This window comes from Embleya sp. NPDC001921, assembly GCF_053594475.1.
In genome coordinates, this window is sequence record NZ_JBSFEO010000024.1 from 124,805 (window position 1) to 139,718 (window position 14,914).

A 14,914-nucleotide genomic window follows, 5' to 3' on the forward strand; every position below is an offset into this window, starting at 1 on the left:
ACTTGATCGGCCGCGCCAGCGTAGAACGACGCCGAAAGAAATATACACGCGGGTCGGTGAATTCTCGATAACGCCCGGCGTCGCGCAATTCCGGCCGCACGCTGAGTGAACGACCGCATTACGGGGAGCACTCGGGGCGCCCGATCACCGTCGTGTTCGCATCCACTCGGCGAAGGCCGCGAGACCCGCCTGCGGGTCGGCGCGCCCGACGCCGATGCGGAATCGGGCGGTGGGGGTCGCGGTGAGGTCCGAGCGGTAGATGCTCGCCGGCAACAGCAGGACGCCGGCCTCCTCGACCAGTCGGGTGCAGAACCGCTCGACTCCGTCGGCGCCCAGGTAGCGGGGATAGGCGACGCATCCGCCGTCGGGCGCCTGCCACTGGAAGTCGTCCCCGAACTCGGCGAAGAACGCGTCGAACGCCACCAGGTTGGCGGTGATCAGCGCGCGGTTGCGGGCCAGGATCCTCTCGCGGGCCTTCAGCGCGATCCGGGCCAGGACCTCGCCGGGCGCCGAGTTGCAGATGGTGGTGTAGTGCTTGGCGCGTTCCAGGCGGGTACGCAGCGCCCGGTCGCGGCAGGTGATCCAGCCGATGCGCAGCCCGGGCAGCCCCAGGGCCTTCGAGGTCACGTTCAACGACAGCGCGCTTCGCGACAGGTCGGCGGCCTGCGGCAGGGTACGGGCCGGGTCGCGTTCGAGTCCGCGGTAGACCTCGTCGCTGAACAGGTGGATGCCGCGCTCGTCGCACAGCCGGGCCAGGGCGGCGAAGTCGGTGGTGTCGATCACCTTGCCGGTGGGGTTGTTGGCGAAGTTCACCGAGAGGACCCGGGTGTTCGGGCGGATCGCCGCCGTCACCGCGTCCAGGTCCAGGGCCCAGTCCCGCGCCGCGTCCAGGGCCACGCCGGTGACCTCGCACAGCGCCAGCGGTACGGTCTCGGCCGCCTGATAGTTCGGGGTCACCACCACCGCGTGGTCGCCGGCGTCGAGCAGGACGTTCATCGCCAGGTAGAGGGCCTCCTCGGCGCCCGCGAAACAGATCACGTCGTCCGCGTCGGCGTGCTCGTACGTCGAGGCGATCACCGCGCGCAGGGCCGGGTCGCCGAAGGTCTCGGTGTAGCCCAGCGACAGGTGCTCGAAGGCGTCCCGGTCGGCGTCGTCGCCCAGCGCGAGCAGTTCGCGCAGGGTCATGGTCTGGGCGTCGGAGGCGGTCAGGTGGTGGCGGGCGGTGAACTCCCAGCGGGAGAAGTACGTTTCCAACCGGAATTCGGGCAGCCGGGTCATCCTTGTCGGCCTTTCGTGCTCGGTGCTCCGACTTCGGCCGGGGCCGGTGTGTCGATCAACGCCGCCCGGCCATGACGCGGGCGCGGAAGTCGTCCATGGACACGATCTTGTCCGGGGTGGGCATGGTGATGCTCACCGGCGCGCCGAACGAGTCGTAGGTCGTCGAGGAGACGTGGCCCGAGCGGTTGGAGTCCAGGCGCGGGATGTACGGCTTGTTCGTGGCGGCGACGAAGCAGGTGTCGGTGGTGGGGCCGGCGGTGGCGGTGACGGCCGTGGTCGCGACACCGGTCCGGCCCGCGCCGGGCGAAGGTGTCCAGGCCGGAGCCCAGGAGGCGTCGGCGCACTCCCAACAGTCGTGCCGGGAGAGCCGGACGAGGACGGCGTCCCGGTCGCCGAAGAAGCGCTATGACGTGGATATGGTGCCTTCGGGGATCTCGGCGGTCTTCGCCTTGTCGCCGGGGGCCAGCAGGTGCTCGTAGCCGGCGCTGCGCCAGACCAGGCGCTTGAACTGTTCCGGTGCCAGGGTGCCCCGCCACGGTGTGTCGCCGGGGCAGAACACCGCTTCGCACGCGGGGCAGTAGTGCGCCGGCTTCCACATCGGATCGGCTCGCGCCTCGCCGGCCGACTCGGAGTCCTTGTCGTGCCGGTCACCGCGGACCACCGCGATGGTCCCGACGAACAGCAGCACCGCCACCACCGCGCCGCCGATCGTGTACAGGGGCTTGTCGTTGGCGACACCCGTGTACGCGAAGCCGATCGCCATGGCGACCATGACCATGCCCTCGACGAAATGCAGGCAGCCGTCGCCGGAGGTGTTCGGCCCCTTCGCCAGCCGGTCGTGCAGGTTCTTCCGCGAGGCCCCCTTGGCCGACAGTGCGTTCTCCACCGAACGGGCCTCGGACCCACCGCAGTTCGGGCAACGGACGCCGGTCGGCTGTGCCGCTTCATGGTTCGCCATGTCTGTCACGCTAGTCCAGCCCGGATGCCCGGGTGCGTGGGCACCCGGGTCACCCGGTGCCGACGGGCGCCGGCAGACGCTCGCCCTCACCGACCGGAACTCGCTCGGCGACGCCGGAATCGATCAGGACGCCCGGGCGGCCTTCCCACGGGGCCGGCTATCCGGAATGCGCGTCGTCGGCGAAGTTCGCCGGGCGGGGCGTGGGCGCCCCGGGGGAGGGGCGGCACGCGGTTTCGGGGGTGGGGTCGCAGGGGGTGCGGCTGTCCCGAAAACGCGAGGGGGCGGTGGGCGGTTGGACGCGCGGCGGGGAATCACGTAGCTTCCCCGCCTGGGACAACTCGCTTGCCTGGTAAGGCATTTGCGCCCGATCCAGGTGATCCGCGCGCGCCTTGGTCGCCGGCGGGGAGGCCGCCCGACGCCGCTGTGCGGGAGGCTCGCACCCACCGCCGGTCCCGGGCGCTCGACCCAGGAGGCAACGCGTGACCATCACCACCCGCCACCGGCGAACCATGTACCTGTCGGCGGCTCTCGTCGCCATCTCCGTCGCGACACCCCTGACCCCGGCATCGGCCGGACCCCTCGGCAGCACTGCCGGGACGACCTACTACGTGGACGCCACGAACGGAGCCGACAGCCGAGCGGGCACCACCCCCGGCACCGCGTGGCGCACCCTCGACAAGGTCGGGGCCGCCGCCCTGCGCGCCGGCGACACCGTCGCCTTCAAGCGTGGCCAGTCCTGGACCGGCACCCTGGCACTGTCCCGCAGCGGCACGGCGACCGCACCGATCACGGTCGGCGCGTACGGCACCGGCGCGCTGCCCGTCGTGCGCGGCGGCGGAAGCTGTGTGGCCGTCACCGGCGCCTACTGGACCGTGCGCGACCTGCGGTTGACCGGGTGCGACTGGGCAGGCGTCGAGATCGAGGGCCACCACAACACGGTGACCGGGATCCGCGCCGACGCCAACGTGGTCGGCGTCTCCATCGCGGACACCGCCCACCACAACACCGTGACCCGCAGCCAACTGGTCGACAACAACAAGATGAGCGTCAACGATCCCGGCGGCGACAACGACTCCGGCGCCTTCGGCGTGCTGCTCAACGGGGACGACAACGTCGTCTCGCACAACACCATCAGCGGAAGCTACGCGGCCAGCTACGACTACGGCCAGGACGGGGCCGCCGTCGAGATCTACGACGGGGACCGCAACCGGATCGAGTACAACATCACCCGCGACAACGAGACCTTCTCGGAACTGGGCCACGACACGGGCAAGACCGCCGACGGCAACGTCTTCGCGTACAACGTCGTCACCTCCACCCACGAATACGCCACGTTCCTGGTGGTCCGAGGCCCCGGGAGCGGACTGGGCCCCAACCGTGACACCGTCGCCGTCAACAACTCGGTGAACCTGCCCGGCGCCAAGGCGCAGGGCTGGGTGTGCCACGACGGCTGCGGCCCGGACATCCTCAAGCTGCGCAACAACGTGATCTCGGTCGGCGGTCAGACCGGGTACGAGGACGGCGCGGGCGCGGACGAGAACACCGGGGTCTACAAGGGCGCGCAACACCGATTCACACTCGGCGCCCGCTCGGTGGTCGCCGACCCGCGCTTCACCGGCAGCACCGATCTGCACCCGCTCGCGGGCAGCCCGGCGATCGGGCGCGGGGAGCCGGCCGGCTACTCCGTGGACCTCGACGGCAAGCCGGTTCCGGCCACCGGCGCGACCGCGGGCGCGTACCAGTACCAGCCCTGACGGATGCCACCCGACACCTCGGCGCGGCGCCCGTCGTGGCCGCGTCGGGGTGTCCCGGGACGACCGGCCTGGAGCGCCTGTTCACCGCGTCGCGCGGCCGGTCCGTCCGTCCCTGGACCACGAGGAGACCGCACCGCGGTGATCGGATCGCGGCGATCGCACCGCGGTGATCAGATCGCGGTGATCCGACCGCACTCGCGGCACGCGGTGTTGATGCGGTCGAGGATGAGGCGGGGGTTCTTCAGGCCGGCCGGGTTGCCGACGGTCGCGACGTTGCTGCCGGCCACGAGGAATCCCGAGACACCGGACAGCGCTTCGACGTCGCGCAGATACAGCGCCGCGGCGTCCTCGGTGGCGAAGGTCAGGAACGTGCCCAGGCCGCTGATCAGGGGCTTGCTGTCGGTGGACTTCGCGTAGCAGTCATAGCTGCGCATCTGCACGATCCTGGCGCGATGCGCGGCCGGAACGCGGGTCTTGAGGTCGGCGTCGGACCACTTGGGGACGGGGCAACTCGGGAGGTTCGCGTACGCCTGGCCGAGCGAGCGGTTCACGTCGTCGAAGCCGAACGAGCCGCCGGTTGCCGAGGATGTCGCGGTGGGGGAGGTGGTGACCGTCGGCGTCGTGGTGTAGCGGGCGCCGCCGGACGTACTGCCGTACGAACCACTGGAGCCGCTCGACGAGGAACCGCCGGACGAGGAGTGCGAACCGCCGCCTCGGGAACGGTGCTTCTTTCCGCCGCCACCACATCCGGCCAGCAGGCTGCCGGCCACCACCACCGCGAGTACCGCCGTCGTGGTCCGCCGGTTCGGGCGTATCCGTGGTGTCCGCACTCGAAGGCTCCTGCTCGTTTCGTCCGACTCGGTCCCCGTTGCGGCGCGGTGAGGTGGCGCCGACCAACCGCAGTGACGCTATCGGCCGAGTCCACCGGCCGCTTCGGGGTAATCCCTCGCGCGCTCCGAGCGCTCTGTCCTGGGCAGGGGGAATTCCAAAGTTTCCACCCGCGGCCCTGTGCTCGGGCCGCGCAGGTTGGGACGGCTCTGTTCGCCGGCTGCTCCCGGCCGGGGACAGCCATGCTTTTGACTTCGTCCCCACTCTGGAAAACATCGAGTTTTCTTTTCGCGAGAACTTCTACTCGAAAGACAAAGTCTCTAGCGTTGCCGAGCACACGGCGGGCTCGAGCGTTTCGGTTCCTCCCTCCTCGCCGTGCACGACCCGACGCACGCCGCCTGACCGCCCTCGGCCCGATCCCGGGCCTGCTCGGCCGTCCGTGAGAAGGAGTCCGCAATGGCCGCGATCCCGCCCCCGGAACAGGAGCCCGTGCTCCTGGCCATGCGGGCGATCGTCAAGCAGTTCCCGGGAGTTCGCGCGCTGGACGGCGTGTCCCTGGAGGTTCGCGACGCGGAGGTGCACTGCCTGCTCGGGCAGAACGGCGCCGGAAAGTCCACGCTGATCAAGGTGCTCGCCGGCGCCCACCAACCGGACGAAGGCATCCTGGTGTGGCGCGGGCAGGAGGTGCGCCCGGCCAATCCCACCGCCGCGATCCGGCTCGGCATCTCGACGATCTACCAGGAACTCGACCTCGTGGACGGGCTGTCCGTCGCGGAGAACGTCTTCCTGGGCCACGAGCGTTCGCGCGCCGGATTCACTCGGCGAGGCGAGATCAACCGCGCGACCACAGCCCTGCTCGCCCGGCTCGGACACGGCGAGATCCCGCCCACGACACCGGTACGTCGACTGCCCGCGTCCGGGCGACAGATCGTGAGCATGGCCCGAGCGCTCTCGCACGACGCCCGACTGATCGTGATGGACGAGCCGTCCGCGGCGCTGGCCCACGACGAGGTCGACAGCCTCTTCCGCACGGTGCGCGAACTGACCGCCTCGGGCGTCGCGGTGGTGTACATCTCGCATCGCCTGGACGAGATCCGCGAGATCGGCGACCGGGTGACCGTGCTCAAGGACGGCCGCACGGTCGCCTCGGGACTGGCCGCCCGGGACACCCCGACGCAGCGGATCGTCTCGCTGATGACCGGGCGGCGGATCGAGTACGTGTTCCCGCCGCGTGCGACACCGGCCCCCACGGCGCAGGTGTCCGCCGCGCCATTCGCGGCGTGCACGGCGTCCGCGCCGTCCGCGAAATCCGCGCCGTCCGCGAAATCCGCGACGCGCGACGCCGGGGCCGGCGCGCGTTCGGATCCGGCGGACCCGGCCGTCCCCGAGGTCTTGAGAGTCGTGGGACTGGGCCTGCGGGGCCGTTTCCACGACGTCTCGTTCTCGGTGGGCGCGGGCGAGATCGTCGGCCTGGCCGGACTCGTCGGCTCCGGTCGCTCGGAGATCCTGCAGACCATCTACGGCGCGATCAGGGCCACCACGGGACAGGTCCACCTCGACGGGAAGCCGGTCCGGCCGGGCAGCACGCACGCGGCGGTCGGGCGTGGCATGGGCCTGGCCCCCGAGGAACGCAAGTCGCAGGGCCTGCTGATGCTCGACAGCGTCGCGCGCAACATCGGCATCGCGTCGTTGCGGCGCTACTCCCGGCTCGGGTGGTTCGACCGGGCCCGGGAGGTCGCCGACGCCGAACGCCAGGCCCACACGCTCGACATCCGCCCGGCCGACCCGCTGCGGCCGGTACGGGTGTTGTCCGGCGGCAACCAGCAAAAGGTGGTGCTGGCCCGGTGGTTGCTGCGCGGCTGCCGGTTGTTGCTCCTGGACGAGCCGACCCGCGGCGTGGACATCGGCGCGCGCAGCGAGCTGTACGCGCGGATGCGCGCGCTCGCCGACAGCGGAGTGGCCATCCTCCTGGTCTCCAGCGAGATCCCCGAGGTGTTGGGGCTGTCCGACCGGGTCCTGGTGATCCGGGACGGCCGCATCATCGAACACGCCCCCGCACGCGACCTGGACGAACACCGCGTCCTGGACCTGGTCATGGAAGGCGGCAGCCTGTGAACCGCGACGTGCGCGAGGGACCCGCGACCGACGGCCCGCTCGGGAAGTCGTCCGAGAGCGCCGACGACCGGCCCGCCCCGGCGGACCCCGAACCGACCGGGATCCGGGAGACCGGCGGCGCGCGGCACGGCCCGCTCGGCTTCCTGTTCGCCCGGGCCGGCGGCTCCGGCGCCGCGCAGCACGTCGCGCTGCTCGTGGCGCTGGGCCTGCTGTTCGTGATCGGCCTGACCACCAAGGGGGATCGGTTCGCGACCGGCAGCAACATGGTCACCATCCTGTCGCTGGCGGCCGTCGTCGGGGTGATCACGGTGGGCATGACGTTCGTGATCATCGGCGGTGGCATCGACCTGTCCGTCGGCGCGTTGATCGCGCTGTCCTCGGTATGGTCGACCACCGTCGCCACCCAGGACACCGGCCTGTTCGGCATGTTGTTCACCGCGATCGTGGTCGGGGTCGTCTGCGGACTCCTCAACGGCCTGCTGATCGCCTACGGCGGACTCGTCGCCTTCATCGTCACGCTCGCCGTCAGCGTCTCGGCCCGGGGCCTGGCCGAACAGATCTCCGACCGCAAGTCGCAACTGGTCGAGGTCGACGGCTTCCTGAGGATCGCGGAGAACAAGGTGTTCGGGATCCCCACCCACGTCTACCTGTTCCTCGTGGTGGTGATCGTGGGCTGGATCGTGCTCAACCGCACCACCTTCGGCCGCCGCACGTTCGCGGTCGGCGGCAACCCGGAGGCCGCGCGGCTGGCCGGGATCAACGTCCGGCTGCACGTCTGCCTGTTGTACGTGGTCTCCGGCCTGTGCTGCGGCATCGCGGCGATCATGCTCACGGCGCAGGCGAACACCGGGGCCAGTACGCACGGCCAACTCTACGAACTCGACGCCATCGCGGCCGTGGTGATCGGCGGAACGCTGCTCACCGGCGGCTTCGGCTCGGTCGTCGGATCGATCCTCGGGGTGCTCGTGTTCACCACGATCCAGGACCTGTTCATCCTCAACAACCTCGCGTCGCCGATCCAGCAGATCGCCAAGGGCGTGATCATCGTCGCGGTCCTGCTGATCCAGCGCTGGGGCGGCATCCGCCGCCGCGTGAACGGCTGATCGCTCCGCTCTCCCGCCGCCAACCCTCGTCCCTCGGGAGTCATCCATGTCCCACCTCCACCGCAGAGGCTTCTTCCTGGGCGGCGCCGCACTCGGCGCGGGTGCCCTGGTCGCCGGATGTACCGGCAATTCCTCGGACAAGGACACCGGTCCGCAGGTCAAGGCGCCGCCGGCCGCGTCCGGCGGGTCCACGCAGCCGGGCAAGCCGGTCACCATCGGCTTCTCGGCGCCCGCCGCCGACCACGGCTGGACCGGCGCGATCAGTCTCAACGCCAAGGCCCAGGCCAAAGAGTTCGCCGATGTCACGCTCAAGGCCACCGAGGGCACCAACGACGTCAACCAGCAGATCCAGCAGGTCCAGTCGCTGATCGACGCGAAGGTCGACGTCCTGGTGATCCTGCCCTACGACGGCAAGGCGCTGACGGCCGTCGCCCGTCGGGCGATGGAGGCCGGCATCCCCGTGGTCAACCTGGACCGGGTGTTCGCCAACGCCCTCTCGTTCCGCACCTGGATCGGCGGCGACAACTACGGCATGGGGGTCAACGCGGGCACCTACATCGCCAAGCGGATGAAGGAGGCGGGCAAGGCCAATCCGGTGGTCGTCGAGGTGGCCGGGATCGACAACCTCGAACTGACGCAGCAGCGCAGCAAGGGCTTCCGGGAGGCGTTGGAGGCGGCCGGGATGAAGGTCGCCGCCCGCCAGTCGGCCGACTTCACCGCCGCCACCGGGCAACGGGTCGCCGCCCAGATGCTCCAGGCCACCGGGCGGATCGACGCGATGTGGAACCACGACGACGACCAGGGCATCGGCGTCATGGCCGCGATCAAACAGGCGGGCCGCGACAGCGAGTTCCTGCTGGTGGGTGGCGCCGGTTCGCGCAAGGCCCTGGAGGACATCAAGGCCGACAACACCCCGCTCAAGGCCACCGTGCTCTACCCGCCGAGCATGGCGTCGTCGGCGATCATCCTGGCGCGGATGATCGGTCAGGCCGCGGCGCCGGCCGACCTGGCCGAGCAGGAGGTACCCGCGTCGATCACGACGTACTCGGCCGTGGTGACCAAGGAGAACGCCGACCGGTACATGGCCACCGCGTTCTCCTGAGGGCCCCGCGGCGGCCGGACCGTACCTCGCCGTATCCGGCCGCCGCCCGCGGTCCGCACATCGAGCGCCGTGACCCGGGGTGCGAGCCCGAGTCGTGTCCCGACATCGAAAGGCACATCACGCCCATGTCGTCTCTGCCGCACCTCGACCGAAGCACCGGCCCGACCCTGGGCATCGGCCTGGTCGGGCACTCCTTCATGGGGCGTGTGCATTCGCACGCCTGGAGATCGGTCGGCGCCTTCTTCGACCTGCCGCTGGTGCCGGCCATGCGGGTCGTGGCCGGTCGCGACGCGGCTCGCGTCCGGGCCGCCGCGGCCCGGTTGGGGTGGGCCCGGGCGAGTACCGACTGGCGCGAACTGCTGGAGTGCGACGACATCCAGCTCGTGGACATCTGTACGCAGGGCTCCTCGCACGCGGAGATCGCGATCGCCGCGTTGGAGGCCGGCAAGCACGTCCTGTGCGAGAAACCGCTCGCGAACACCGTCGCCGAGGCGGAGGCGATGGCACGTGCGGCGGACGAGGCCGCCGCACGCGGGGTGCTGGCCATGGTGGGCTTCAACTACCGCCGCGTGCCCGCCCTCGCGCTGGCCCGGTCGCTGGTGGCGGAGGGTCGGCTCGGCACGATCCGGCACATCCGCGCGCGCTATCTCCAGGATTGGATCGTCGACCCCGAACACCCGTTGGTGTGGCGGCTGGTGCGTGAGCAGGCCGGCTCCGGGGCACTGGGCGACATCGGCGCGCACATCGTCGACCTGGCCCAGTTCCTGACCGGCGACGTGATCACCGGCGTGAGCGCGATCACCGAGACCTTCGTCCGGGAACGACCGCTGGGCGTCGCGACAGAGGGCATCGGAGCCGGGGCGGGCGGGGCGGTACGCGGCGCCGGCACCGGAACGGTCACCGTGGACGACGCGGCCATCTTCCTCGCCCGCACCAGCGGCGGCGCGCTGGCGACCTTCGAGGCCACCCGCTTCGCCACCGGCCGCAAGAACGCGCTCAGCGTCGAACTCAACGGCTCGCGCGGCAGCGTGACCTTCGACTTCGAGGCGATGAACGACCTGTGGTTCCACGACCACGACGAATCCACCAGAACGGCGGGCTTCCGCCGCGTCGTGGTCACCGAACCGTCCCACCCGTACACCGCGGCCTGGTGGCCGCCGGGCCACGGGCTGGGCTACGAACACAGTTTCACCCACCAGGCCGCGGACCTGATCGAAGCCGTGGCCGACGGCGCCACGCCGCGCCCGTCGTTCGCGGACGGCCTGCGCGTACAGCGTGTCCTGGCCGCCGTCGAGGCCAGCGCGGCCGACCAAAGCCGCTGGACCCCCGTACCCGGCGGCGTGTGACCCGCGGTCGTCGAGTCAACGAAGCGGGCCCGATTCCCGGTTCGGCCTGCGGTCCGAAGGCGTGAAACCGGATCTGCCCCGGTCGGCTTCGCCACCGTGCGCGGCATCCCGGGTCGACGACGAGCCGGCCCGGCGCGGACCTGCCCGGCGCAAGGAGGACAGTCCCTTCGCCGTCACCGGGCCGGCGACGCTCGTCACGGCCCTGGTGGCCGGGGGCCGCCCGGACCGGCCCCCGGCGGTCGGCCCCGGCGGCTCGGGCCCCACCGACCGCGCCTGTGCGGGCCGCGCGAACGGTTGGAGCGGGGAGGAACCCCGCTCGGCGGGCAACCCGTCCCTCTTGTCGAGTCGGGTGTGCAGTTCGCGCACGGCCAGACGCAGATGCGGAGCCGCGGCGATGATCGCGTCCACGGGACCCACGGCCCGGGTGACCTCCAGACTGACCCAGTCCGCGCCCCGTCCCAAAAGATGGACTCGGGCGCCGGACTCGGCGAACAACTCGTACTTGTTCCGCGCCGCGTACTTGCCGACGTGGTGCGCGGCCGTTCGGTCGTTCACCAGGCGTAGCGCGGGCTGCTCCTTGAAGAACATCTCCGCCGACTTGGTGTACGCGGGCACCTGCGGCTGGGAGGAGGCCGCACGTTCGAGGGCGGCCTGCTTGGCGAAGTGCGGATCCCGCTTGAGCAGGTCGGGCAGGAATCCCTCGCCCACGTGGATCTCGCGGAGGTGCTCCAACTCGTGCAGGAACATCGCCACCGCACCGAACCGGTCGCCCATCAGCAGGTGGTTCGCTTCCCGGTTCTTCACCAGTCTGGTCAGCAGCTCCGGGCGTCGGCCGGCACCCAGGTAGTCGATGTTCAGCTTCACCTCCCCGGCTTCCGCTTCCGCGAGTGTCGCTTCGTTCTTGTTGTCCGACGGGATATGGCCCAGGGAGAGCCGGTTGAAGGGCACGTCGCGATGGAGGCGGGCCCAGTGCACGGAAGCCAGCGCGAGTTCCTTCATCGAGTACAGGTCCCCGCCGGTCAGATCGACCGCGACGTCGCGCCCGGTCGCCTTGCGCAGCTCCTCGCGCATGAGCCGCTGGACGTCGGCGACCGAGCCCGCGTCGACGAGTTCCTCGAAGAAGGGCTCTCGGTGCGTGACGCCCGAACGCACCCGGTTGTTCGCCCGGGCCGCAGCCGCCGTTTCCGGGGCGCCCATCGGTCGGCCATCCGTGTCGGGCGTCGCACCGGCTCGTAGCCAGTCGTCCAAAGGCACCGCCCCGCCCCCTTGCCACCCTTGTCCAAGGTCGCCGGGCCCGAGCGTACCGAAGGGTTTGGGCCGGGTGGGCGATGCGGCCGGCGCCGCGTCGACATCGGCCGTTCGCTCGGCGATTCGGGGCGGGGGATATCGGTTCGCGTACCGGCGGGCCCGCGTCCTAGCATGCGCGCCATGGCCAAGACACCCGTGCTCACTCCGCGGTCGGACGACTTCCCCCGCTGGTATCAGGAACTGATCAACAAGGCCGAACTGGCGGACAACGGTCCGGTGCGCGGCACCATGGTCATTCGACCGTACGGGTACAGCCTGTGGGAGCGGATGCAGCAGGAGATGGACGCCCGGATCAAGCGGGCGGGCGCCTCGAACGCGTACTTCCCGCTCCTGATCCCGCAGTCCTACCTGACGAAGGAGGCCGAGCACGTCGAGGGCTTCGCCCCCGAGCTCGCCGTCGTCACGCACGGCGGCGGCAAGGAACTGGACGAGCCCGTCGTCATCCGCCCCACCTCCGAGACGATCATCAACGACTACTTCGCCAAATGGGTGCAGAGCTACCGCGACCTGCCCCTGCTGATCAACCAGTGGGCGAACGTGGTGCGTTGGGAGCTGCGCCCGCGCGTGTTCCTGCGGACGACGGAATTCCTGTGGCAGGAGGGCCACACCGCGCACGCCACCCAGGAGGAGGCCCGGGACTACGCCGCGCTCATCCACCGCGACGTGTACGCCGAGTTCATGGAGAACGTGCTCGCCATGGACGTCGTGCCGGGGCGCAAGACGGCCAGGGAGCGGTTCGCCGGAGCGATCAACACGCTCACCCTGGAGGGCATGATGGGCGACGGCAAGGCGCTGCAACTGGGCACCAGTCACGAACTCGGGCAGAACTTCGCCAAGGCGTTCGACATCCGATACCTGTCCAAGGACGGTCGCCAGGAGTACGCCTGGCAGACCTCCTGGGGCTCCACCACACGCATGATCGGCGCCCTGGTGATGATGCACGGCGACGACAACGGTCTGCGGGTCCCGCCGATGCTGGCGCCGATCCAGGCGGTGGTGGTGGCGATCAAGGCCGACGACGCGGTGGTGGCGAAGGTCCGCGAGATCGGTGAGCGGCTGACGGCGGCGGGTGTGCGGGTGCGGGTGGACGACCGTACGGACACCCCCTTCGGCCGCCGTGCCGTGGACTGGGAGCTCAAGGGTGTGCCGGTACGGATCGAGGTCGGGCCGCGCGATCTGGACAACGGCACCGCCGTGTTGGTCCGGCGCCACGTGGGAGGCAAGGAGCCGGTGGCGATCGAGGCACTGTCCGCGCTCGTGCCCCGGGCGCTCGCGGACGACCAGGCGCTGCTCCTGGCGCAGTCCCGCGAACGCCGCCGGGACCGCACCGTCGAGGTGGGCACGATCGAGGACGCCGCGGCGGCCGCCGGCACCGGCTGGGCGCGCATCCCCTGGGCCACACTCGGCCCGGAGGGCGAGGCGCGGCTCGCCGAGCAGGGCGTGTCCGTGCGCTGCCTGATCGCCGAGGACGGGTCGGTTCCCGCGAGCGACGAGCAACCGGGCAACATCGCGATCGTGGCGCGGGCATACTGATCCCCGAACTGCCCCCCGCCGCACCCTGATTGCGGGCGGGGGGCGGCACACGGGAGCGAAGGAGCACTGTGCAACCCACCGCGTCGCCGGCGTCCGAGGACCCCGAATTGCTCACCGCGCCCATCGACCGGTGGGGAAATCATCGATGGTTCCCGGTCCGCAGGGTCGAGTCCTACGCCGACCTGAGTGTCGCGCTGCACGAGCTCGTGGCCGATGCGATGCCCGTGATCACCGTCGTCGGCGGCGCGGCGGGAGCCGGTGCGGCGACGGCCGCGGACAAGGCGGTGTACGAGGAAATCCTGCTGACCGCCGCGAGGTTCTCGGCCGCGGTGTTCTTCGGCGGTACCGATTCCGGCTGCCTCAAGGAAGTCGGCGAGGCCAAGCGCCGGTTGGTCGCCGAGGGTCGACTGGGGATGGCGGACGCCCCGCTGGTCGGCGTCGTGGCCGAGGGCACGGTGGCCGCTCCCGGATCGCGCTACGATCCGAACAGGAAGGCACCGCTGCAACCCGACCAGGATCTGATCCTCGTGGTGCCGGGCGAGAACTTCGGTGACGAGTCCTGGGCGCTCGCACAGACCGGTCGGCTCCTGTCCCAAGGGCAGGGATCCGCCACCGTGCTGATCAACGGCGGCGGGATCACCGTCCAGGACGCGACGCATCGCGTGCGGGACATGACCGAGAACGGCAGGCCCGTCCAGGACGCGATCCTGCTGGCCTACCGAGGCTCCGGACGCGCGGCCGACGACATCATCGCGGCGAAGGAGAACGGTGGCGGACACCGGGACCCCCGGATCAACACCATCGCCGCGCACAGCCAAACGCGTGCCTTCGGCTCGGCAGCCGATCTCCGACGCCAACTGGGCGCGCACTTCACGGCCGCCGGACACGTGGCCCGCGTGCCCGGCGATCCGAGAACGGCGAGAATGGCGCCGGAGGTCACCGTTCCGCCGGTTTCGCTCCCGGTGCCGGCCGTCGTCGCCGGTCTGACACCGATGCGGGCGTACGAGATGGGACAGATGACGGTCGGCAGCACCGGGCCGCGCCATCTGTCCCACGCACGCACCGATCCGGTTCTGCATCGATCGTGGCGGGAGGCCGGCAAGGCCTCCCGCAAGGCCGCGCTGGACAAGCTGAGCCGGGACAACGCCGGCTACCGGGAGGACGATCGGGCGGGCGACGAACGGCGAAGCGTCGCCGCCTACAACGCGGGGCTTCGGGAAGCCTTCTGGCGCGCCCACGACCACATCCGAGACGGCGATATCTCGGCGCCGGGCAGGCTGACCCACCTGGCGGCCAAGGGCTTCGGCGTGTCCAAGCAGGCGCCGCCGCTGGGCCCCGGCGACACGGCACCGGTCAACGGCGGCAGCCCGGACTGGACGCGGGTCGTGGTGCCCTCGCTCGCGCCCGGCGTCGATCGGCGCGCCGGCTCGCCCGACGCGCGTGCGGGGCGAAGCGCCGTGCACGGCCGGGGAGCCTGACCCGTCCGGCCCGCCTGACCCGTCCGGCCCGTCGACCCGTGTGGCCCGATGTCAGGGAACCCGTCGGCTGTCGGCTGCGTCAGTTCTGCGAACCCGCACGGACGTGACGAA

At 70.9% G+C, this 14,914-nt stretch carries 11 protein-coding genes; 7 read left to right on the forward strand and 4 right to left on the reverse strand.

All coding sequences use genetic code 11. The annotated features are described in order from the left end of the window. Nucleotides 1-144 precede the first annotated feature (144 nt). Both ACWCPW_RS26870 and ACWCPW_RS26875 read right to left on the reverse strand, forming a co-directional pair. Nucleotides 145-1,278 carry an aminotransferase class I/II-fold pyridoxal phosphate-dependent enzyme gene (locus ACWCPW_RS26870; protein WP_449764154.1) on the reverse strand — a complete coding sequence of 378 codons (1,134 nt, stop codon included), beginning with the start codon at nucleotides 1,276-1,278 and terminating at the stop codon, nucleotides 145-147. Nucleotides 1,279-1,681: 403 nt separating this feature from the next. Further along, complete coding sequence (locus ACWCPW_RS26875; protein ID WP_449764155.1) at nucleotides 1,682-2,236, reverse strand: hypothetical protein; 555 nt, start codon at nucleotides 2,234-2,236, stop codon at nucleotides 1,682-1,684. 479 nt (nucleotides 2,237-2,715) lie between these two features. On the opposite strand from ACWCPW_RS26875, the gene ACWCPW_RS26880 reads away from it, so the two are divergent. After that, a complete protein-coding gene (locus tag ACWCPW_RS26880) occupies nucleotides 2,716-3,990 on the forward strand; it encodes a hypothetical protein (RefSeq protein ID WP_449764156.1) in 1,275 nt (424 codons plus the stop codon). Nucleotides 3,991-4,160: 170 nt separating this feature from the next. Here ACWCPW_RS26880 and ACWCPW_RS26885 read toward each other — a convergent pair whose 3' ends face one another. Further along, nucleotides 4,161-4,820, reverse strand: a complete 660-nt coding sequence (locus ACWCPW_RS26885) for a hypothetical protein (RefSeq protein WP_449764157.1) — start codon at nucleotides 4,818-4,820, stop codon at nucleotides 4,161-4,163. 454 nt (nucleotides 4,821-5,274) lie between these two features. Between ACWCPW_RS26885 and ACWCPW_RS26890 the strand changes: the two genes are divergently transcribed. From ACWCPW_RS26890 to ACWCPW_RS26905, 4 genes are all read left to right on the forward strand, one after another. Then, entirely contained in the window at nucleotides 5,275-6,933 is a 1,659-nt protein-coding gene (locus tag ACWCPW_RS26890; RefSeq protein WP_449764158.1) for a sugar ABC transporter ATP-binding protein, read from the forward strand. Further along, nucleotides 6,930-8,036, forward strand: a complete 1,107-nt coding sequence (locus ACWCPW_RS26895; protein WP_449764159.1) for an ABC transporter permease — start codon at nucleotides 6,930-6,932, stop codon at nucleotides 8,034-8,036. The genes ACWCPW_RS26890 and ACWCPW_RS26895 overlap by 4 nt, the downstream gene beginning before the upstream one ends. Nucleotides 8,037-8,082: 46 nt before the next feature. Further along, a complete protein-coding gene (locus ACWCPW_RS26900; protein WP_449764160.1) occupies nucleotides 8,083-9,138 on the forward strand; it encodes a substrate-binding domain-containing protein in 1,056 nt (351 codons plus the stop codon). A 125-nt stretch (nucleotides 9,139-9,263) separates the two neighbouring features. Continuing rightward, nucleotides 9,264-10,484 carry a Gfo/Idh/MocA family protein gene (locus ACWCPW_RS26905; RefSeq protein WP_449764161.1) on the forward strand — a complete coding sequence of 407 codons (1,221 nt, stop codon included), beginning with the start codon at nucleotides 9,264-9,266 and terminating at the stop codon, nucleotides 10,482-10,484. A 15-nt stretch (nucleotides 10,485-10,499) separates the two neighbouring features. Here ACWCPW_RS26905 and ACWCPW_RS26910 read toward each other — a convergent pair whose 3' ends face one another. Beyond that, nucleotides 10,500-11,681 (reverse strand): hypothetical protein, encoded by a 1,182-nt coding sequence (locus tag ACWCPW_RS26910; protein ID WP_449764162.1) that lies wholly within the window; start codon nucleotides 11,679-11,681, stop codon nucleotides 10,500-10,502. Nucleotides 11,682-11,912: 231 nt separating this feature from the next. Between ACWCPW_RS26910 and proS the strand changes: the two genes are divergently transcribed. Both proS and ACWCPW_RS26920 read left to right on the forward strand, forming a co-directional pair. Beyond that, the gene (proS, locus tag ACWCPW_RS26915; RefSeq protein ID WP_449764163.1) at nucleotides 11,913-13,325 is read left to right on the forward strand and encodes a proline--tRNA ligase; all 1,413 of its coding nucleotides are present in this window, start codon (nucleotides 11,913-11,915) and stop codon (nucleotides 13,323-13,325) included. 68 nt (nucleotides 13,326-13,393) lie between these two features. Beyond that, a complete protein-coding gene (locus ACWCPW_RS26920) occupies nucleotides 13,394-14,803 on the forward strand; it encodes a hypothetical protein (RefSeq protein ID WP_449764164.1) in 1,410 nt (469 codons plus the stop codon). Nucleotides 14,804-14,914 lie beyond the last annotated feature (111 nt).

Bases quoted from the DNA above. Each gene is read 5' to 3' on its own strand.
- ACWCPW_RS26870 (WP_449764154.1), bottom strand. From the start codon at position 1,278: ATGACCCGGCTGCCCGAATTCCGGTTGGAAACGTACTTCTCCCGCTGG.
- ACWCPW_RS26875 (WP_449764155.1), bottom strand. From the start codon at position 2,236: ATGGCGAACCATGAAGCGGCACAGCCGACCGGCGTCCGTTGCCCGAAC.
- ACWCPW_RS26890 (WP_449764158.1), top strand. From the start codon at position 5,275: ATGGCCGCGATCCCGCCCCCGGAACAGGAGCCCGTGCTCCTGGCCATG.
- ACWCPW_RS26900 (WP_449764160.1), top strand. From the start codon at position 8,083: ATGTCCCACCTCCACCGCAGAGGCTTCTTCCTGGGCGGCGCCGCACTC.
- ACWCPW_RS26905 (WP_449764161.1), top strand. From the start codon at position 9,264: ATGTCGTCTCTGCCGCACCTCGACCGAAGCACCGGCCCGACCCTGGGC.
- ACWCPW_RS26910 (WP_449764162.1), bottom strand. From the start codon at position 11,681: ATGGGCGCCCCGGAAACGGCGGCTGCGGCCCGGGCGAACAACCGGGTG.
- proS (WP_449764163.1), top strand. From the start codon at position 11,913: ATGGCCAAGACACCCGTGCTCACTCCGCGGTCGGACGACTTCCCCCGC.